Source organism: Tepidibacter sp. (assembly GCF_025210165.1).
Taxonomy (GTDB): domain Bacteria; phylum Bacillota; class Clostridia; order Peptostreptococcales; family Peptostreptococcaceae; genus Tepidibacter_A.
Genome location: NZ_JAOASI010000073.1, coordinates 1 through 21781, shown reverse-complemented (window position 1 = coordinate 21781; position 21781 = coordinate 1). Strand labels below are relative to the sequence as shown.

The following is a 21781-nucleotide window of genomic DNA, read 5'->3' as shown; positions in this document are numbered from 1 at the left end:
GATCAAACTCTTAAATAAAAGTTTGTCAGTACTCAGTAAACTGACTTAATGTGTTGTTTCCGAAAATCACTGTTGTGATTTATTTATAACCTACTGTTTAATTTTCAAAGTTCATTTTGTGTTTCGTGTTTGCCTCGTTGTTGAGGACAAGTAATAATATATCACCTTTTGATATATTCGTCAACACTTTTTTTAAAGTTTTTTAAAAAATAGTTTCAAGTGCAGTCTTTATTAGCATAAAATAAGAATAAATTCATTATATATAATAAAAGGAGGTTATAAAATATGGGTAAATTCATTATATATAATTTTATAGGGATATTCATATTTTTTATACCTATAAAATTAAATGGTAAAATAACAATACCAATAGATCATATTATTATATATCTAAATAATCATTATTTAAATTATATATCCATCTATACTTTAGTTCTTGTTGTATTAGGAATTTTTTATCCTTTTATAAAAAAGTTCTGGAATAAAAATAGATTTACAAAAGTAACTTCTTTTTTTAATCTTTCAAGCATACTTATAAGTATAATATTTATTACTAATTCAGATAAATTTTATTTTATATCTGAAGATATGCTGTCTATTATATTTAATAATATAGCTATTCCTATTAGTATAGCTATTCCTATAGGCTCTATTTTTTTAACTTTTTTAATAGATTATGGTCTTTTGGAGTTTATAGGAATTTTAATGCAGCCTATAATGAAACCACTTTTTAAAACTCCAGGAAAATCTGCTATACATGCTTTAGCATCTTTTTTAAGCAATTCCTCTATAGGTGTTTTAATTACTGATACTATATTTAAAGATAGTAAGTATAGTATTAAAGAGTCTTGTATTATAGTTACAGGATTTTCTACTGTGTCTATAAGTTCAATGGTTATTATAGGTAAAACTTTAAATCTTATGAGTATGTGGAATGCTTATTTTATAATTACATTAATATCTACTTGTTCAGTAACATCAATCACAGCTAGAATACCACCTCTTAGCAGAAAGAGTAATTCTTATATTTCATCTAATTTTGTTATAGAGGCTAAAATTTATAGAAATTTTATTCAAAATGCATGGAGTGAAGCTATTAAATCTATACATAAATCCAGTGCTATTTCTGAGAGTGTATATAAAAACTTTAAAAATGGCTTAATTGTAACTATTACCGTTCTCCCTTCAATAGTGTCAATAGGCACCACAGGTTTGATACTAAGTGAATATACTTGTTTTATAGATTTATTAGCATATATATTTTATCCTTTACTAAAAATACTCCAGCTTCCAGAACCTATGCTCACTGCTAAATCCGCATCTATTGGTATAATAGATTTATTTTTACCATCATTTTTAATAATAGATTCTTCATTTTTAACTCGTTTTATAATAGGAGTAGTGTCCGTTAGCTCTGTATTATCCTTTTGCTCATGTATACCCTGTATTTTATCTACAGAAATACCTATATCTATTTCAGAATTATTCTTAATCTGGGTGGAAAGAGTAGTATTTTCATTTATAATAGTTACTCCTCTAGTTACTTTGATTATTTAACTTTTAATATACCCAAAACTTAATTATATTTTATGTGTTTAAAGGTTGCAAAAAAGCGTAAAAATATATATTATAGATAGTTGAAAAGATAATTTAAAATTTGTTTTTTGTTGAAGTTATATGCTATATTAATTAATATAAGTAACTCGAATTTTAAAATTATTTATAAACTATAAAATTTTTAGGAGTGTGTCTATGTGTAAGAAATTTGAAATCGGTAATATTATTGAAGGTACAGTAACAGATGTTAAACCTTTCGGTGCTTTTGTGGCTCTAGATGAAAAAACTAAAGGATTAGTTCATATTTCACAAATTAGTCATAACTTTATAAACGATATAAATGAACATATTTCTTCTGGTGATAAAGTTAAGGTTAAAGTTATAAGCATTGATGAAGAGTCTAAAAAAATATCTCTTTCAATTAAGCAGGCAAAACCTTTTACTCCAAAGCCTAAAGATAAGCCTTCTTATAGTTCTAGACCTAGTTCTAACTCAGGTTCTAACTCAGGCTCTAACTACAGAAATAGAGATGCATCTAAAGGCAAATTCCAACCAAAACCTAAAAAAGAAACTTCTCTTGAAGATAAATTAAAAGATTGGTTAAAGCAATCAGATGATCGTCAAGCTACTTTAAATAAACGTAGCAAAAGAAGATAATTTTATTTCAAAAAAAAGCCGACAATATTGTCGGCTTTTTTACTTAAAAGCTATCTTCATAGCTTCATAACTTGCTTTTATTGTATAGTCTATATCTTCACTTGTATGAGCATTAGATAAAAACATTGCTTCAAATTGTGTTGGAGCAAGTAAGACTCCTCTTTCTATTAGTTCTTTGAAGTATATATTGAATTTTTCAACATCACACTTCATTACATCTTCATAGTTTTCTATAGGACCTTTTGCGAAGAAAAGGCAAACTAAAGACCCTGCTCTATTTACAGTTCCTTCTACATTAAGTTTTTTAAGATTTTCTTTAAGTCCATTTTCAAGTCTTATGGCTTTTTCTTCAAGCTCTTTATATATATTTTGATTTTCTTTTAATATACTTATGTTTTTATATCCCATATACATTGCAAGAGGATTTCCAGATAATGTTCCAGCTTGATATACAGGACCAACTGGAGATACCATATCCATTATCTCTTTTTTACCACCATAGGCTCCAACAGGAAGTCCTGCTCCTATAATCTTTCCAAGACATGTCATATCTGCTTTTATTCCATAATGCTCTCCTGCACCACCATAAGCTAATCTAAATCCTGTTATTACTTCATCAAATATAAGAACAGATTTGTATTCATTAGTTATATCTCTAAGTCCTTGTAAAAATTCTTTTTTCCCTGCAACTACTCCCATATTACCTGCAACCGGCTCTACTATTACAGCTGCTATATCTTGTCCATGTTCTTTGAATATTTCTTTTACTGAATCTAAATCATTGTATCTACATACAAGTGTATCCTTTACTACATCTGCTGGAACTCCAGGGCTTGTAGGTACTCCATAAGTTATTGTTCCAGATCCCGATTTAACAAGTAATGCATCAGAATGACCATGATAGCATCCTTCAAATTTTAATATTTTATTTCTCTTAGTATAAGCTCTTGCTACCCTTAAAGCACTCATAGTAGCTTCTGTTCCTGAGTTTACCATTCTAACCATTTCTATAGAATCATATGCCTGACATATTAATTTAGCCATTTTCACTTCTATTTCTGTAGGAACACCATAGCTTGTTCCTCTTCTTATTATATCTTCAACACCATTTAAAACGTCTTCATTACTGTGACCTAGCATTAATGGTCCCCAAGAGCATATATAATCTAGGTATTCATTACCATCAACATCATATATTCTAGATCCCTTAGCATGATCTACAAATATAGGATTAAGTCCAACTGATTTAAATGCTCTAACAGGACTGTTAACTCCACCAGGTATGTACTTTATCGCTTCATCATATATTTTTTCAGATTTAGTAGTATTCATAATGGTCATCCCCTTTTATTTTCTTAGCATTCTAGCTATATCTTTTGCAAAGTAAGTTATTATTATATCAGCTCCAGCTCTTTTAATAGATAAAACACTTTCCATTATAGCTTTTTCATCTAATAGTCCATTTTTAACAGCAAGCTTTAACATAGAGTATTCTCCACTTACATTATATGCTGCTATAGGCATATTGAAGTTGTCCTTTATTCTTCTTATTACATCTAAGTATGAAAGTGCAGGTTTTACCATAACTATATCTGCTCCTTCTTCTATATCAAGTTCTACCTCACGAACTGCCTCATCTGTATTTGCAGGGTCCATTTGATAAGATCTTCTATCTCCAAAAGATGGTGCTGAGTGAGCTGCATCTCTAAAAGGTCCATAGAATGAAGATGCATATTTTGCACTATATGACATTATAGGTGTATTCTCATATCCTGCTTCATCTAAAGTTTTTCTCATATGACCTATTCTTCCGTCCATCATATCAGATGGCGCTACCATATCCGCTCCTGCTTTTACATGACTTAAAGCTATTCTTGATAAATATTCTAAGGTCTTGTCATTATCTACATATCCATTTGGACGTAGTATTCCACAGTGGCCATGACTTGTATACTGACACATGCAAATATCTGTAATAACATAGATATCTTTTGTAATTCTCTTTATCGCTCTTGCAGCTCTTTGAACAATTCCATACTCTGCATACGCTTCTTTTCCATACTCATCCTTTTCATTTGGAACACCAAATAGCATTACATACTTTATTCCAAACTCTTTTAATTCTTTTACTTCTTCTTCAAGTTTATCTACTGATAGATGATAAACATCTGGAAGTGATGGTATCTCTTTTTTTATATTTTCTCCCTCAACAATGAATAAAGGATATATTAAATTATCCATCTCTATTTTAGTTTCTCTAACTAAATCTCTTACAAGTTCACTACTTCTAAGTCTTCTAGGTCTTTTTATCACAGCTATTCCCCCTTAATATCTTGTATAATAGTATTTAAAATTCCATCTATAGTGTAATCCTTAGCTTCTTTATGAACATTTAAATCAAAATCTCTAACAGTATTTGAAGTTATAGGTCCTATAGATATTAACTTTGAATTTTTAAGCTTCTCTATATTTTCTCTCCCTAATATTTTGACTAAATTCTTGACTGTCGATGAGCTGGTAAATGTTATATAATCTAACTTATTAGATTCTAATAGCTCAAGTATTTTTTCTTTGTTTCCATCACCTAAAACAGTGTTGTATATCTTAACCTCTTTAACATAACATATTTCACTTAATTTATCTACCAAATAATCCCTAGCTTCACTAGCTCTTGGAATCAATATTTTATCATCCTTATCTAATATATTCTTTAACTCATCATATATAGCTTCAGCCACGAACTTTGAAGGTATTATATCAGCTATTATACCTTTTTCCTTAAGATCTTTAGCTGTAGCTGGTCCTATAGCTACTATCTTTTTATTAGCTAATTTTCTAACATCAAAATCTAAATCATTTAATCTATTAAAGAATATCTTAACCGCATTTTGGCTTGTAAATATTATATAGCTGTATTCATCAATATCATTTATTTGCTCATCTAACTCTTCATTAGGAGTTATCTCTTCTATCTTTATAGTTGGAAACTGTATAGGATTGCCACCCAAATCCATTATTTTCTCTAATAACTTGCTATTTTGAGCTCTAGCTCTTGTTACAAGTATGCTTTTACCAAACAAACTTTTTTCCTCAAAGAAATTTAGCTTATCCCTAAGATTTACAACGTCACCTACAACTATCAAACTAGGAGGTTTTATATTCTCCTTAATAGCTATATCATATATATTCTCAAGCTTACCAGTAACTACCCTCTGATTATATCTAGTTCCCCAGTTTATAAGAGCAACAGGTGTATCCTTACTCTTACCTTCATTAATTAAATTAGTACATATATTGTTAAGATTCTTAACACCCATTAAAAATACCAATGTTCCATTTAAACTAGCTAAAGATTTCCAATCAAGTTCTTTTTCTTCATCTTTTAAATGACCTGTTATAACATGAAACGAAGAAGCATAATCCCTGTGAGTTATAGGTATTCCAGCATAGCATAGTCCTCCTATAGCAGAAGTTATTCCAGGAACAACTTCAAATTTAACCCCTCTTTCAAGAAGATACTCTCCTTCTTCTCCTCCTCTGCCAAAAACATAAGGGTCTCCACCTTTTAGCCTTGTTACAATTTTACCCTCTCTTGCTTTTTTACATATAACCTCATTTATTTCATCTTGAGTTAACGTATGGTTGCTAGATGCCTTTCCAACATATATAAATTCGCAGCCTTCTTTAGCTTCATTGAGTAAATTTTCATTAGCCAGTCTATCATATACTATTACATCTGCCTTTTTAATACACTCTAAACCCTTTAATGTAATCAACTTATAATCTCCAGGACCTGCCCCTACTAAATACACTTTTTTGCACATGGCTCCATCTCCTCTAGTATAATATCAGCAAGCTTATATCCTAGCTCTTTAGCTTCATCAGCACTACCCTCTATAAATGTTCTTACAATCCTACTTCCATCCTCAGTTCCAAATAATCCCTCAAGCTTTACTCTATCCTCATCTACAGTACAGAAGGCTCCTACAGGTATATGACATCCTCCATCAACTCCATGTAAGAAAGCTCTTTCTGCTTCAACTTGAATACCAGTCTTCTCATCTTTTATAGTTGATACTATCTTTTCTATGCTCTCATCATTTTCTCTTATCTGTATAGCTAAAGCTCCTTGAGCTGGTGCTGGAAGCATTATATCAGTAGGTATATAAAAACTTATTTCATCTTCTATATTCAATCTATGAAGACCAGCTGCTGCTAAAACTACACCATCAAGATTTTCTTCTTTGATTTTTCTTATTCTAGTTCCAACATTTCCTCTTATAGAAACTATCTCTAAATCATCTCTATACTTAAGTAATTGATACTTTCTTCTTTTACTTCCCGTCCCTATTTTAGCACCTCTTGGAAGGTCGTATATAGTTTTATACCCTTCTTTTAGAACTAATACATCTCTACAATCCTCTCTTTTAGGAACTGCTGCAAATTTAAGACCAGAAGTAACATTAGATGGCATATCCTTCATAGAGTGAACAGCTATATCAATTTCTTTGTTTAAAAGCTGTTCTTCTATTTCCTTTACAAATAACCCCTTGTCTCCTATCTTATCAAGAGCTATATTCTGAATTTTATCTCCTTTAGTCTTTATTATCTTAATTTCAAATTCTACATAAGGGTTTGAGTTTCTAAGATTTTTTATAACCCATTTAGTTTGACTTAAGGCAAGCTCACTTCCTCTAGTTCCAACTATTATTTTCATAATCAAGTCTCCTCTTTTTAAGTTCTTCTAAGTCCAAGTTTACTAATTCATTTAATATTCTTTTCTTTTCATCTTTATCAGTACATTTTTGTAAAACTAAATTCCTTATATCTCCTAATATACTCACATATTCTTCATATTCAACTCCATAGTTACTCTCAAGCTCTTTTCTTATCTTAGAAGAAAGAGATGGGCTGTTTCCCATAGTCGATACACTAATAACTAAATCTCCTCTTTTTATACTTGAGGGTACTATAAAGTCAGATAAATTTATATCATCTGCTATATTGCACATAATATTGTTTGTTTTGCAATAACTAGCTATATCCTCATTTACCTTCTTACTAGAGGTTGCTGCTATAACTAAAAACGATTCTTTTAAGTAATCCTCTTTATAATTATCGTTTATAAGTTTAACATCTATATTATCAAAATCTTCTATAAACGATGAACTTACAAGCTTTATATTACAATTAAACTCCAAAAATTTTTTTGCTTTTCTAAAAGCTACCTTTCCGCCACCTATTATAGTTACATTTTTATTATCTAAATTTATCATCATAGGGTAAAACAAGCTATCACCTCTAATTTAAAGATCGAATAATTCTTCAATTATATTAGTGTAATCCTTAACTTTTCCTTCGTCCTTAGTGGACTTAAGCTTTATAATAGGCTCTCTAATAACTCTTTTTAAAGCAGAGTTTAACATTTTTTCTATTATCTTTTTTTCTCTACAATCAAGATCTAATTTTCTATATATGTAATCAAGTGTATCCTTTTGTATATCACTACATCTTTCATTCAAAGATTTTATAGTTGGATCTACCTTTATACTACTCATCCAATCTAAAAACTCATTTATACTCTCATCTATAATCCCTTTAGCTACCTTAGATAACTCAATTCTTCTCTTCTCATTTTCATCGGATATCTTTTTAAGATCATCTATATCATAAACATTAATATTTGAAAGTTCACTAACAGACTCTTCAACATCACGAGGAAGAGCTATATCCATTATATAAACCTCATTGTCTATATCTATAATCTCATCTTTTCTTATTATAGTATGAGGAGATGCAGTTGCAGTTATAACAATATCTACATTTTTTAATATCTCATATCTTTTTTCATACTCTATAGGCTTTACCATAGGAAAATCATCACCTAAATCTAAAACCTTTTTATGTGATCTATTTGTCATATATATTTCATCTAAATCTTCTTCTATTAAATGTTTAAGAGCTAATCTACTCATTTTCCCAACACCTATTATAAGAGCCTTTTTATTCTTTAATGTTTTAAGTTTTTGTTTTAAAAATTTGACTCCTATGTAGCTTATGGACAGAGGATTTTCAGATATCTTGGTCTCACTTTTTATATTCTTACTAGTAGTTATAGCCTCTCTAAAAAGCTTATTTAAAATCTTACCGCTAAAACCAAGCTCCATAGAAAACTGAAGTGCTTCCTTTGCCTGACCAAGAATTTGGTCTTCTCCTAAAACTAAGGAATCAAGTCCTGAAGCAACCTCATATATATGATTTATAGCTTCTATTTGTTTTTTATAAAATAAATACTCTTTTATATCTTTTTCATCAAAATAATCTTCATAAAAATCTTTAACTATATTTATTTTTGAATCTATATCTTTTGCAGCTATGTATATTTCACTTCTATTACAAGTTGATAAAATAATCACTTCTTCTATACCATTATCAAGTAAGAAATTTGCACCTTCTATTTTTTTTGATTCTGTAAAAGACACCTTTTCTCTTATTCTAATAGGGGCAGTTTTATGATTAACCCCTATAACTGCTAATTTCATAATTTCGCCTCCACTACAATTCGTCTACTCACTTAAACTAGCTGTGAATTTAGTTCTTCAATATTATTTATCTTTTTAGGATAATCAAGCGTAGGTCTTAGTATGACTATAGTTTTTATATTAGAGTCAATACTTGCGCTTATTTTTTCTTCAAATCCTCCAGCTACTCCACTTTCCTTTGTTATAACTAAATCGCAATTATAAAATTTATATAACTGCTTATTTATATCATAAGAAAATGGTCCTTTCATAGCTACTATATTGTGAGGTTTCAAGCCTAGATTCTCACAAGATTTTAAGACCTCAGAGGTTGGAAGAACCCTAGCTATAATATTTTTATTCTTCAAGTTTTTAACAAAATTCTCTAAGTTTTTGCTTCCTGTAGACAAAAATATATTTTCACCTATTTTATTAGCAACATCACAAGCCTCTTTTATACTACCTACCTTTATTACGCTTTCATTCTCTAATATATCACTTGAACTTCTCTCATATCTTATATACTTTACACCCAGTTCACGGCTTGTATCTATAGCATTTTTAGATACTTCTAAAGCATAAGGGTGAGTTGCATCTACAATAATTTTTATATTATTTTGTCTTATAAATTTAATCATATCATACTTATCTAGTCTAGCTACATTAATGTCTTTGCAGTAATTTTTGGAAATCTCTCTTCCATAATCAGTTGCAACAGATAAAATATATGATTCATTCAATCTATTGAGTAAATCACATATTTTTAAGCTATCACTAGTTCCTCCAAGAACTAGTATCATATAACATAACCCCTTGGAGTTATCATTTTATCACCATTTATATAAGTAGATTTATTTCCTATTATTACAATAGTAGTCATATCAACCGTTTCAAAATCTACATCCTTGTATTTTACAACCTGTTTGCACTGACCATCTCTTGCTACATCCTTAACTATTCCAACAGGTATATCTCCTGACTTAAACTCTCCCATTATTTCAAAAGCTCTTTTTAAGTGATCTTTTCTTCCTTTACTTCTAGGATTATATAAGCATATTACAAAGTCAGCCTCAGCAGCAAGTCTTAGTCTTTTTTCTATAACCTCCCAAGGAGTAAGTAAATCACTAAGACTTATATGACAAAAATCATGCATAATAGGTGCTCCAAGTACAGCAGCAGCTCCTATACTAGCAGTAACTCCAGGTACAACCTTTACATCTATATCTAAGTTTTGTTTAGTCACAAGTTCAAGAATAAGACCTGCCATTCCATATATTCCGCTATCTCCGCTACTTATAACAGCAACTTTTTTACCTTCTTTGGCCTTATCTATAGCATCTTGACATCTCTCTATTTCTTTTCTCATTCCATTTTGAACTACTTCTTTATCTTTTATAAATTCTTCAACTAAATTTATATAAGTTTTATATCCCACTATAACTTCACTTTTTTCTAGTGCTTCTATAGCTTCATTAGTCATCAAATCCTTACTGCCTGGTCCTATACCAACTACATAAATCATTTCAATCTCCCCAATCCAAATGTTATTCCTTTATACTTTGTTTTGTTTACAAACAAATTTTTATTACTTAATATATATGAAACTGGCTCAACTACCGAATATACCCCAATAGATTTTTTAACAAACTCTGATTTTTCAAACTTATCTTCAACCTTTAATATTTCTTCTCTAGGTACTATTTCAAATTTTACTTTAAGCTTGTTTGCTAGATTAATTATAGCCATCTCATCTTTTTTAAGGTCTACACTTCCAACCATCTTTATAGATTTTTCATCTATATTGTTTGCGTCTAAAAAGTCTTTGAAGGACTCGTACATTGTATTAGAATCAGTATGTCTTCTACACCCAACTGATAATACAATATTTTTCGGAGTTATTTTTATAATATCCTTATAGTTTATATCTATATATTTTTTATTAGTTATGTAAATTAAAGTATCTATATCACTAATATTATTTTTATCCTTTATTAATACAAAGCCCCTTGTATCTATATCATAATTATCATCCATGTATATTCCTACTTTTCTACCTTCTAGCAGATAAGAATTTATCTTTTTCACATTTTCTTTAAAATCATCTATATAAGCATCTAATTCTTTTATTATCATATCAAGAGATGATTTATTATTTACATCTGTAGCAGTAGTTATAACTGGATTAGAATTTAGATAATCACTAAGCTTTATAGTCATTTCATTTGCTCCACCTATATGACCAGATAGAAGACTTATAACATTATTTGCCTTCTCATCCATTACTATTACAGCTGGATCTTTTGTTTTATCTTTTATATAAGGGCAAATGCTTCTAACTACAATACCAGTTGCCATTATAAATATCAAATAATCGTATTTGTAGAATATTTCTCCTACAAATTCTTTAAATTTTCCTTTTACGGGCATAGTATTATCACAAAGGATCTTGTCGTTTACATATACATCACACTTCATATACTTTTTTATATTAAGTGCAAGATTCTTTCCATTCGAAGTAAGTGCTATTGCAGCTGTATTACTTTCTGTATTCATGCTTAAATTCCTTATCGTACAATTTCGAGTAATTGTACTCTTTACCAAGAAATTCTCCAACCATTATAAGTGCTGTCTTGTTTATTCCTTCTTCTTTAACCTTAGCAGCTATATTCTTTAAGTTACCTCTAACAATCTTTTCTTCTTTCCAAGTAGCCTTATATACAACTGCTATTGGAATTTCTTCTGTGTATCCACCTTCAATAAGTCTAGCTACAACCTTTTCTATTTCTTGAACAGATAAGAATATTACCATAGACGTTTGATGCTTTGCAAAAGACTCTATAGATTCTTTCTCTGGTACTGGAGTTCTTCCTTCCATCCTAGTTATAATAACACTTTGAGATATTTCAGGAACTGTGTACTCAACCCCAAGTGCAGAGGATGCCCCAAGGAATGAACTAACTCCTGGTGTACAGTCATATCCTATATCTTCTTTAGCAAGCTCTTCTACTTGTTCTCTAATTGATCCATATATGGAAAAGTCTCCTGTTTGAAGTCTTACAACACTCTTATTTTCCTTAACTCCGTTTTTCATAACATCTACTATTTCTCCTAAGTCCATATAAGCACTGTTATGAATTTCGCAACCTTCTTTACAATAATCAAGAAGTTCTGGATTAACTAAAGAGCCTGCATATATAACAACATCTGCTTCACTCAATAATTTATACCCCTTCAAAGTTATAAGTTCCTTGTCTCCTGGTCCTGCCCCTACAAAATGAATCTTCATCGTTATCTACCCCTTTTACTTGAAATTATGTATGTTGGATTTAAAGGCTTAAAATAGTTACCCTTACCTAATTTTTCAAGCCTTGCTACACTAGCTTGTACACACTCTATATCTTCAAACCCTTGTTCTTTAAGTATTCTTAAAGACTCGTTAAGTGTTTGAAGTATTATACAGTTGATTACTAAAGCACCATCTTCATTTAATAATTCTTTAAGCCATATTATAATCTCTTCTAAATTTCCTCCACTTCCACCTATGAAAGCTGAATCTATTTTTTTATCAAAATAATCTACTGGTGCATATTCCTTTATAACCTTTATATTATTTATGTTGAATTTATCAATATTTTTATGTATAAGTTCTACCGCTTCTTTATTTCTCTCTATAGTAAATACCTGTAAATCTTTATTATCTAAGGCAGATTGTATACTAATGCTTCCTGTTCCCCCACCTACATCAAGGAATGTACTACAATTCTTCAAGTTTAATTTACTTATAGATATAGTCCTTATCTCTTCCTTAGTCATAGGAACCCTACCTCTTATAAATTCACTATCCTTCATCATATATCACCACTACATTCATATCAAATTTATCTACATTCATTATATCTTCACAAGAAAGTATAGTTATTCTCTCATTTTCATAAGAAAGATTCTCTCCTACTACCATAACCTTATTTAACTTCCTTTTTATTATCTCTTTTGCAATTTCCTTTGGTCCTATTATAGTATCTGTGACTAAAGCGACTTTTTTGTGAGATAATATGTAGTCAAAATCTGGTTGTTTTCCATGACAACTACTTATATATATATCATTCATATCCATACCAATTCTTGAAAAAATATACTGAATAGAGCTTATTCCCGATACTATATTCACATTCTCACTTCCAAGCTCACTAACTATATACTTTCCTATTCCGTATATACTAGGATCTCCTGAAGCTATTATTGATATATTCTTATCCTTATTATTGTTTATGTAGTCTATAATTTTTTTAAGACTTCCCTTTATTTCTATCTTCTCTTTATTAAAATCCTTAAAGCTTTCTAGATTTCTAGTTCCACCTATTAACACATCACTTTTATTAACTATATTCTCACCTATCTTAGTTAGGTAATTTAAATTGCCAGGGCCTATTCCAATTATGTTTATCATCTAAATACCTCCAAAAGATTATCTACACCAGCACTTTTTCCAAGTGTATCAAGCTCCATAGAAAATATCATAACCTCAACCTCAATATCATTTTCTAATCTTTGAAGAATCTTTGTTCTTCCTTTGTTAGCTATAATATCATAAACTTTTTCATATCCATTTTCTGATATAATATCTATTGTAGCCTCCGTAGTTGGGCAATTATATATTTCTTTTAAAACACTTATATCAGCACCCATTAAAGCTAAATGAGTTATAAGTATCTCCATCCTACAATCAGCCATCTTACTGTGAGTATGAAAAATACCGCCAGCAATTTTTACAAACTTACCTAAATGACCTACCATAAGTATCTTTTCAAACCCAAATCTTTCAGCTTCTTTTATCATATACCCTATAAAATTACTAGTTCTAACAACATAATTAGAATCAATATTTAAAACATTTTTTACGAAATTCTCTCCATGATTCCCTGGAACGAGTATAATATTTTTAATTCCCTGCTTACTTTTCATTTCTAGTTCAATAGAAAGAGATTTCTTCCAACCTTCCTCAGACATAGGCTCTACAATTCCAGTAGTACCTATTATAGATATACCACCTTCTATTCCAAGCCTTGGATTAAAAGTTTTCTTAGCAATCTCCTCACCCTTTGGAATATAAACTAAAACATCTGCTCCTAAATCTCCTATAACTTCCCTAACTTCCTTCTCTATCATATTCATAGGAACCTTATTAATAGCAGCATTTCCAATAGGAATATTAAGACCCTTCTTAGTTACCCTACCAACACCAATACCACCATCTATATTGATAATACCACTATTATTTATAGTAACCCTTGCAAATATATCTAAATTATGAGTAGCATCCTTATCATCTCCCCCATCTTTCTTGACAGAAGCCACAGCATAACCTTGTCCTACTTCTTGATTCTCAACCTTTAAATCAAGTTTTATCCCTTTAGGAGTATCTATATTAATAATATCTACTATCTCTTTACTCAAAGCCATAAAAGCCGCAGCCTTAGCTGCACCTGTAGCAGTAGACCCAGTAGTATAACCCCTTTTATACTTCTTTCCATCTATGTAAACATACTTTTCCATACTATCCCTCTTTTGCGAGAATATTCGATTATTTCTATCAACTATCTATCTTCCTTGAAATCATATCCCACTTATCTTTAAAATCCCCAAACTCAAGAGCCAAAACTATAGCAACTGGTATATAAGCAATAAATGCCATTGTCTTTAATAAACTTTTAGATAGTAATTTGCAGTTTATTGCCATAAGATCATATCTCCTTTTGCACTTTCAAGACTCCATCTAAATTAAATTTCACTTTATAGCAACATATATTAAGATTTTATTTGTTGATTTCTATATTCGTTATTTTTTAAGACTCACTTCAACACTAAACACTACACTTAAAAATTATGCTCGTTCAAATGTTAGCTACTTTCTTGAATTAAATTTATTCCAAGTTTAACAACTACATTTACAAAATAAGTGATATTAATAATGTTAGAGAATGTTTTAAATATTTTTTATAAAACTTGTATTTCATCGTTTGAATATCCGTTAAAAAAGTTCGTTGTCTGACCAACGGGAGTTTAGAACTTTTAGGATATTCAATAAGATGAAATACTTAGTTTTATTAAAATATTTACTACATGAACGGTATTTTAATATCATTTATTTTGGGATTAGGAACTAAACCTAAGTAGCGTTATTTTAATGAGTATAATTTTTATATACTGTAAAGTACCGCATTAACTATAGCAGCCGCCAAATTACTTCCACCCTTTCTACCCTTAGCCAATATATACTCATTATCACTTTTCTCAAGCTCATCCTTAGATTCTTCAGCTCCAACAAATCCAACTGGAACTCCTATTATAGCTTCTGGATTTAATTTTCCTTCTTCCTTCATTTCCATTATCTTATAAAGAGCAGTAGGAGCATTTCCAATTACAAATATCTTTCTTCCCTCTTCACTAGCAGCTTTTTCTACTGCTGCCATTGATCTTGTCATCTTCTTTTCTTTAGCAATTTTTGCAACCTCTTCATCTGCAACGAAGCATTTTATTTCACAACCTAGTGCTTTTAATTTTCTCTTGTTTATTCCAGATAAAGCCATATTAGTATCTGTATATATAGTTGCTCCAGATTTTAAGCCATCTATTAATTTATCAACTGCTCTATCAGATATCTTAAGTATATCTAAGTATTCAAAATCAGCAGTTGTATGTATGCATCTTTTTATTATCTTCTCTTCTATTTCGTTCTTAAACTCATAGCCTGGTCTAATCTCATCTATTATACCTTGTATTATTTCAAAACTCTTAACCTCTATCTCACTTGGATTTTTTATGTACTTCATATGACCCTCCCTTTAATCCTGCTTTTATAACATTTAACGAATATATCTTTTTATATTTTTTATCTATTTTATTAATAATCAATTTTTCTTTAAGCTTATTCTCATCCATATCCTTGTCTAGTATTATTCCTACAACCGTTCCGCTATGAGCTATATTAACACCATAAGCTCCATAATCTTCACTTATTTTTATTATTTCACTCAAGCCTTCCTTTTTGTGTATATTTTCATTAAGTATAGAGCTTATAGTTGCTGCTTTTCCAACCAAGCTCAAATCCTTATTATCAAATCCTTTTTCTAATATATCAAAAGCATATTTTAAATTTTCCTCATTTGCCTTTTTTTTAATGAAATAATCCTGTCTCTTTCTTATATATTGCGTATTTAATCTTTCATCAGGCTCAAGAGCGAGTATTTTTATTCCATCTATATAACCTAACTTCTTAAATATTTCACCTTTTAAAGGATCGAAAATACAGTTATCTTTTATATATATAGAATCTGTAGGCTCAATTGTTGCTGCAATTTTTGATATTTCTTCATCTTGTATATCTTTATTTAAAAAACTAAGTGTAGCTCTTATGGTAGCTCCTATATCCGCAGTGGAACTTGCCATACCTTTACCTAAAGGAATATTGCTTTTTATTCTTAAAGATATATTTTTAGTATCATCTTTAGTAAGACCAAAATGTTCGAATACTTTTTCTAAAGCTCTTCTAGATTTAAACGGTCCCCTACTTATATTCTTAGTTGTCTCATAAATATCAGCCCTTGAATACATATTTACTGCATAAGATACTAAATATTCCTTGTCCTTTATCATACCCTGAATAAATTCTCCACATGAGCCTGGGCAAATTCCATAGTGTTTCATACTATACCCCCATTATTTCTCTCAATGCAGTTATCAACTTCTTATTTTCTTCTCTTTTTTTAACTGCAACTCTTATATATTTTTCATCTAATCCCTTAAAATTAGATGCATCTCTTATTAATACATCCTTGTCTATAAATAATTTTTCTTTTATATACTTTGAATCGTATTTATTTAATTTTAACAATATAAAGTTTGTATCTGTATTAAAACATTCTATATTATCTATATTATTTAATTCTCTTAACATATAACTTATTTCTTCTTTAAAATACCCCTTAGTCTCTCTTATATACTTTTTATCTTTAAATATATATTTAGATATATTCTCAGCAAACGCATTTACAGTCCAAGGCTCCTTAACATTCCATATATCATAAATTATATCTTTATTGCTAGTTATACCGTATCCAAGTCTTATTCCAGGAAGTCCAAAAAATTTAGTAACAGCCTTTATAATAAATAAATTGCTATAATTATCTATGTATCTAACTAATGAATACTTATCGCTATCATATACAAACTCCATAAAGGTTTCATCTACTATCATAAATTTGTCGTGTTTTCTTAATAAATCTAGTAATTCTACAAGTTCTTGAGCATTACCACTTGGGTTATTAGGATTACATATAAATAAGAAATCAAATTTATCTATATTATTCTCTACGCTCTTTATATCTACTTTAAAATCTTCCCCCAAGTATAAATCTACTACATCTAAATTATTTATAAAAGCTGCCCTTTCATATTCTGAAAATGTAGGATTTAAAGTAGCTAACCTTCCATCTAATATCTTCATAATCATATATATTATCTCACTAGCACCATTTCCAGGTATTATATATTCATCGTTTATATTTATATAGGAAGATATATTTTTTCTGAGATTTAAATACTCTATATCAGGATATTTTATACTATTTTTTAAACCTTCAAGTACATATTCTTCTATATTTTCAGGAGTATACGGATTTATATTAGAGCTAAAATCTAATATATTTTCACTTTTATTGTACTTACTCATCATCTGATTCACATCTGCTCCATGCCCAAGCTTTATCACTCTGAATACCCCTTTTCTATATCGTTTACTATTAATCTTTCTATATTATATTCTGTATTAAGGTAAAAATTATCAAACTTAAAACTGAGGTCAAATACATTATTCTATTTGTATTTAATATATCCTCCGAATCTATATCTCTTATTTTATCTCCTATAGTAGGCTTATACACTTCTTTACCAAAGTATATATTAGTTCCTCCTAGCTGTATATTAAGCGCTCCAGCTACTGCCCCTTCTGGATAAGCACAATTCGGACTTTTATGATTCTTTCTATCTCTTATAAATATTTTTATACTCTTTTTAAAATCAAATCCCAAAATCAAAGATGCTATAGCCATTATACAAGCCGTTATTCTAGCTGGTATAAAATTGAATAAATCATCTATCTTAGCAGATGCAAATCCTAAATTCATATACTTATCATTTTTATACCCAACCATAGAATCTAAAGTATTAACAGCCTTATACATCATTCCAAGAGGTGCCCCACCTATAAATATATACATCATAGGTGCAATTATTCCATCTACTGTATTTTCTGCAACTGTCTCAACAGTAGCCCTTATAATTTCCTCTTTAGATAAATTCTGAGTGTCTCTTCCAACTATATATGATAATTGTTTTCTAGCTTTTATAATATCATCTTCCTTTAATACCTTATAAATTTTAACTGCCTCGTCCTTTAAACACTTTGTAGCAAATATAGTGTATATAATCAATGAATTTACAGCTAAGTATAAATAATAATTTATATTAAAGCATAGTTTTATAATTAAATTAGTTATAAAATAAGTTGTAAACACTACTATAAAATTTAAAAAGAACCCTCCTACTTTAAGTTTTTCTTCAGTCTTAAATATTTTTCTTATAATCTTCTCTATGTAATTTATAAATTTTCCTATATATATAACAGGATGTGGCAGACTATAAGGATCTCCAAAGATAATATCTAGCACATATCCCGTATAAATTGATACTATATTCATTTATTCTCTACCACCTTATTTAAGAAGTTAATAGGAATATCTAAGTTAGAATAAAAATGAGTATGTAGATAGGTTGCTAGAGTGTTCTTCTTCTGGTATCCACCCATCCACTCTTTTATTATTTTAGAATCCCTCTCCTTAACTACCTTATAAACACATTCTTCATCAGTTATAAATTCTGAATGATGAAACTCATGTCCAAAAACTGTATCTTCCTTCTTAGATATAGTCGTATCTATTAAGGCAGATCCTTTTGCATAACCAAACCTTCTAAGAGATTTTGTCATCTCACTCTTACCCTTTAATATTCCAACCATTTTGTACTCTTCATTATCTTTACCCACTATACTATCACCTAAATACATAAGTCCCCCACATTCAGCATATATAGGCTTATTATTCTCATGATACCTTCTTATATCTTCTCTCATAGATTTATTTTCCTCTAACTCTTTTGCAAATATTTCTGGGAATCCACCACCTACATATATACCATCACAATAAGGTAAATTCTTATCATTTAAAGGGCTAAACAGCTTTATAGTAACCCCCATATCCTTTAGTATATCTATATTACCCCAGTAATAAAAGTTAAAGGCCTTATCATATGCTATACCTATTGTTATATCTTCAAATTTAGGTAAATTGGGTTTAAAGCTTGATACTATATCTTCTGATTTTGATATTTCTATTAACCTATCTACATCTATATATTCTTCTATTATTTGTGCTAAATGGTTAAACTTTTGTTCTAATTCATTCATCTCAATTGTGGGTACTAATCCTAGATGTCGGGAAGGCAGGGAAAATTCTATGTTCCTTGGTAGATACCCAAGAACTTCAATATCTGTATACTTTTCTATAGCTTGCTTAACTATATCAAAGTGACTCTTAGATGCTATATTATTTATTATAACTCCTTTTAAATCAATTTCTTTATCTAAGCTCTTATATCCTAAAACCATAGCCGCAGCAGATGTAGCCATGCTTTTACCATCTATAACTAATATAACAGGAGCTTTAAGTATTTTCGAAGTATATGAGCTTGTACAAGAATTTATATCTATTCCAAATCCATCATAGAGTCCCATAACCCCTTCTATAACAGACATATCTGCATCCTTAGAATTTCTAAGATACAAATACTTTATCTTTTCATCATCTAGCATAAAAGAATCTAAATTCCTAGATTTTCTTTTAGTTATATAAGTATGATATGAAGTATCTATATAATCAGGCCCTACTTTATAAGGCTGTACTTTGAGATTTCTCTTTTTTAAAGCTGACATTATTCCGATACGAAAAATATATATATTTCTATTTAAATATAGACATTTCTACTATGGCACGACTTATCTCTATTAGATTTTCGTCTTGTGCCTTCCTGCTTCAATGAATCGGATTTTGCCTAAGCTACTCTCATTTGATATGATTCTTCACAGGCTTAAATTCCGCAGTACCGTTGCGTACACATTCAGAAACCTAGTTTAGGTTAAGCACTCTGAATTTGGTGATTTGCTAAATTAATACTTGCGTTCAAATCTCTATCCATCTTAAAGCCACATTCACAAATGAATATTCTATCTTTTAGCTTTATATCTGATTTTATTTGACCACAACAAGAACAAGTTTTAGATGAAGGATACCATTTATCAGCTTTAACAAATTCAATTCCATATTTTTTGCATTTATATTGAATTTGTCTTTTAAATTCATACAGCTTTTGTTGCCCAATAGCTTTTGATAAATGTTTATTTTTCATCATCCCTTTTACATTCAATGTTTCCATTACAATTCGAGAAGGCTTGGTTTTCACTATCTCTATAGAGCACTGATGTAAATGATTTGTGCGAATATCTTCAAGTTTTTTGTATAAATTACGAATTACTTTATTTTGCTTCTGAATATTTTTCATATTCTTTAAAGGTATTTTATAGATTGATTTTCTATTTTTATCATAACTCTTGATATTATCTTCTATCTTACGACTCAATTTGCGTTGCTCACGCTTTAATTTCTTCTCAAGATGTTTTACTTTTTTATCTTTATTGATATTTCTTTTAAATTCACCATCTGAGCAAACCGCTAATTCTTTTATCCCAACATCATCCCTAAGCTAACATTAGTTAATTCAACACTCTCAAATTCCTTATCATATCCTACAGATAAAAACCAATTCCTACCATCAAATGATATGCGAGGATTTGAATACTTTTGATTCTTTTTCAGCTTTAGTAGAGCTTGACACGTTTTAACTAAACCTATTTTTTCACCTTTATATCCGTTGTTAGTTCGCTTTATACTTTCATAATTTACATAAAAACTAATTTTGCTTTTTCGCTTACTTTTGAATTTCGGCTTGTTTGCAACACCATTAAACCATCTTTTTCTGGCAACATCAGCATCTTTCACACCCTGCTTCATTACATTACTTCCAACTTCTTTGAGCCATGTATGAGAGGTCTTTTTTAATACATTATTAATGTATTTTCTAACTTCACCTTCGTCTATATTTTTCTTGTCTTGCTTACCTTCAAGATATTCTCTGTAGTGTCTTTCACTTTCTGCTAAAAAGTAATTATAAGACCACCTTGCAACTCCTGCCGACTTCCAAAATAAAATTTCTTGTTCTTTGGTTGGTTTTAATTTTATTTTAGTTGCTATTATCATTGATTTTCACTTCCTCAAGTAAGATTCTTGATATTGGTGTACTAACAAGACAATAGTCGATAACTAGTTTTTGCAAATTTACCAATGGACATTAACTCCATGTGTACCACCTCTCTTTCGTTAATAATATAATATCATTATATTATTATCCGAGAGATATATCTATATTTTTAGGTCTGTATATATTTTCCTCATTCACCATAAGACGCAACCCCTATGGCAGTCTTTCTCTCACGAGTAGACCTCTCATGCTTTCACATGAGCGTAGACTATATCTTCATCTCTTTTATTTTGAGACGCGGTATTTTTCTTCCACCATTAGCTTGTGGTTTTACTCTCCCTCAAGGAGATAGTCGTTGAAGGTTTCCCTTATCTATTGACTTAGGGCTTTCCCTGCTAAACATCCATTGTACAGCACTTAGCGCCCAACGTTTTCTATGTGTCACGATTATCCTTTCATAGAACCTAATTGGATTTTATTTCAGCTTATGCCATCCTTGCTATTTTTTCTGCTTTCGCACCATTGCGTTTATCGTTTCCAATTCCGATTTGGTTGCAAGGCTTTAGGAGTTAAAAGCAATTAACACCGAGTACGCACCGCTTGCACGATACGCAGGGTAT

The 21781-nt window shown here is 29.9% G+C and carries 23 protein-coding genes; 2 read left to right on the top strand and 21 right to left on the bottom strand.

All coding sequences use genetic code 11. The features are described from left to right. Positions 1–285 precede the first annotated feature (285 nt). Together N4A48_RS12280 and N4A48_RS12275 are read left to right on the top strand one after the other, a co-directional pair. The gene (locus N4A48_RS12280) at positions 286–1557 is read left to right on the top strand and encodes a YjiH family protein (protein WP_293666412.1); all 1272 of its coding nucleotides are present in this window, start codon (positions 286–288) and stop codon (positions 1555–1557) included. 195 nt (positions 1558–1752) lie between these two features. Beyond that, entirely contained in the window at positions 1753–2214 is a 462-nt protein-coding gene (locus N4A48_RS12275; protein WP_293666410.1) for a S1 RNA-binding domain-containing protein, read from the top strand. A 39-nt stretch (positions 2215–2253) separates the two neighbouring features. On the opposite strand, the gene hemL is transcribed toward N4A48_RS12275, so the two are convergent. The 21 genes from hemL to N4A48_RS14985 form a co-directional block, all read right to left on the bottom strand. Continuing rightward, on the bottom strand, positions 2254–3546 hold the full coding sequence (hemL, locus tag N4A48_RS12270; RefSeq protein ID WP_293666408.1) for a glutamate-1-semialdehyde 2,1-aminomutase: 1293 nt from the start codon (positions 3544–3546) through the stop codon (positions 2254–2256). Positions 3547–3561: 15 nt separating this feature from the next. Further along, complete coding sequence (hemB, locus tag N4A48_RS12265) at positions 3562–4527, bottom strand: porphobilinogen synthase (RefSeq protein WP_293666406.1); 966 nt, start codon at positions 4525–4527, stop codon at positions 3562–3564. Between the two features lie 2 nt (positions 4528–4529). Further along, positions 4530–6038 (bottom strand): uroporphyrinogen-III C-methyltransferase, encoded by a 1509-nt coding sequence (cobA, locus tag N4A48_RS12260; protein WP_293666404.1) that lies wholly within the window; start codon positions 6036–6038, stop codon positions 4530–4532. Further along, complete coding sequence (hemC, locus tag N4A48_RS12255; protein WP_293666402.1) at positions 6017–6931, bottom strand: hydroxymethylbilane synthase; 915 nt, start codon at positions 6929–6931, stop codon at positions 6017–6019. Before hemC ends, cobA begins: the two co-directional genes overlap by 22 nt. Beyond that, entirely contained in the window at positions 6909–7490 is a 582-nt protein-coding gene (locus N4A48_RS12250; RefSeq protein ID WP_293666400.1) for a precorrin-2 dehydrogenase/sirohydrochlorin ferrochelatase family protein, read from the bottom strand. Before N4A48_RS12250 ends, hemC begins: the two co-directional genes overlap by 23 nt. A 30-nt stretch (positions 7491–7520) precedes the next feature. Then, complete coding sequence (gene hemA / locus N4A48_RS12245; RefSeq protein WP_293666398.1) at positions 7521–8756, bottom strand: glutamyl-tRNA reductase; 1236 nt, start codon at positions 8754–8756, stop codon at positions 7521–7523. A gap of 32 nt (positions 8757–8788) precedes the next feature. Then, entirely contained in the window at positions 8789–9535 is a 747-nt protein-coding gene (locus tag N4A48_RS12240) for a cobalt-precorrin-6A reductase (protein WP_293666396.1), read from the bottom strand. Continuing rightward, positions 9532–10257, bottom strand: coding sequence for a precorrin-3B C(17)-methyltransferase (gene cobJ, locus N4A48_RS12235; protein WP_293666394.1), 726 nt, complete (start codon positions 10255–10257; stop codon positions 9532–9534). The genes N4A48_RS12240 and cobJ overlap by 4 nt, the downstream gene beginning before the upstream one ends. After that, entirely contained in the window at positions 10254–11288 is a 1035-nt protein-coding gene (gene cbiG, locus N4A48_RS12230) for a cobalt-precorrin 5A hydrolase (RefSeq protein ID WP_293666393.1), read from the bottom strand. Before cbiG ends, cobJ begins: the two co-directional genes overlap by 4 nt. Continuing rightward, complete coding sequence (locus N4A48_RS12225) at positions 11272–12021, bottom strand: cobalt-precorrin-4 methyltransferase (protein ID WP_293666391.1); 750 nt, start codon at positions 12019–12021, stop codon at positions 11272–11274. The genes cbiG and N4A48_RS12225 overlap by 17 nt, the downstream gene beginning before the upstream one ends. Before the next feature lie 2 nt (positions 12022–12023). Beyond that, a complete protein-coding gene (locus tag N4A48_RS12220) occupies positions 12024–12584 on the bottom strand; it encodes a decarboxylating cobalt-precorrin-6B (C(15))-methyltransferase (protein ID WP_293666389.1) in 561 nt (186 codons plus the stop codon). Beyond that, positions 12574–13182, bottom strand: coding sequence for a cobalt-precorrin-7 (C(5))-methyltransferase (locus N4A48_RS12215; RefSeq protein ID WP_293666387.1), 609 nt, complete (start codon positions 13180–13182; stop codon positions 12574–12576). Before N4A48_RS12215 ends, N4A48_RS12220 begins: the two co-directional genes overlap by 11 nt. Then, positions 13179–14288 (bottom strand): cobalt-precorrin-5B (C(1))-methyltransferase CbiD, encoded by a 1110-nt coding sequence (cbiD, locus tag N4A48_RS12210; RefSeq protein WP_293666386.1) that lies wholly within the window; start codon positions 14286–14288, stop codon positions 13179–13181. Before cbiD ends, N4A48_RS12215 begins: the two co-directional genes overlap by 4 nt. A 37-nt stretch (positions 14289–14325) precedes the next feature. Then, positions 14326–14472 (bottom strand): hypothetical protein, encoded by a 147-nt coding sequence (locus tag N4A48_RS12205; RefSeq protein WP_293666385.1) that lies wholly within the window; start codon positions 14470–14472, stop codon positions 14326–14328. A 460-nt stretch (positions 14473–14932) separates the two neighbouring features. Beyond that, positions 14933–15565, bottom strand: coding sequence for a cobalt-precorrin-8 methylmutase (locus N4A48_RS12200; RefSeq protein ID WP_293666384.1), 633 nt, complete (start codon positions 15563–15565; stop codon positions 14933–14935). Then, on the bottom strand, positions 15540–16439 hold the full coding sequence (locus tag N4A48_RS12195; protein WP_293666383.1) for a GHMP family kinase ATP-binding protein: 900 nt from the start codon (positions 16437–16439) through the stop codon (positions 15540–15542). The genes N4A48_RS12200 and N4A48_RS12195 overlap by 26 nt, the downstream gene beginning before the upstream one ends. Position 16440: 1 nt before the next feature. Beyond that, positions 16441–17502 (bottom strand): pyridoxal phosphate-dependent aminotransferase, encoded by a 1062-nt coding sequence (locus N4A48_RS12190; RefSeq protein WP_293666382.1) that lies wholly within the window; start codon positions 17500–17502, stop codon positions 16441–16443. Positions 17503–17542: 40 nt separating this feature from the next. Further along, a complete protein-coding gene (cbiB, locus tag N4A48_RS12185; protein ID WP_293666381.1) occupies positions 17543–18490 on the bottom strand; it encodes an adenosylcobinamide-phosphate synthase CbiB in 948 nt (315 codons plus the stop codon). Next, a complete protein-coding gene (locus N4A48_RS12180) occupies positions 18487–19803 on the bottom strand; it encodes a cobyrinate a,c-diamide synthase (RefSeq protein ID WP_293666414.1) in 1317 nt (438 codons plus the stop codon). Before N4A48_RS12180 ends, cbiB begins: the two co-directional genes overlap by 4 nt. A gap of 179 nt (positions 19804–19982) precedes the next feature. Further along, positions 19983–20543 carry an RNA-guided endonuclease InsQ/TnpB family protein gene (locus N4A48_RS14990; protein WP_330665125.1) on the bottom strand — a complete coding sequence of 187 codons (561 nt, stop codon included), beginning with the start codon at positions 20541–20543 and terminating at the stop codon, positions 19983–19985. 41 nt (positions 20544–20584) lie between these two features. Further along, complete coding sequence (locus N4A48_RS14985) at positions 20585–21160, bottom strand: transposase (protein WP_330665123.1); 576 nt, start codon at positions 21158–21160, stop codon at positions 20585–20587. Positions 21161–21781 lie beyond the last annotated feature (621 nt).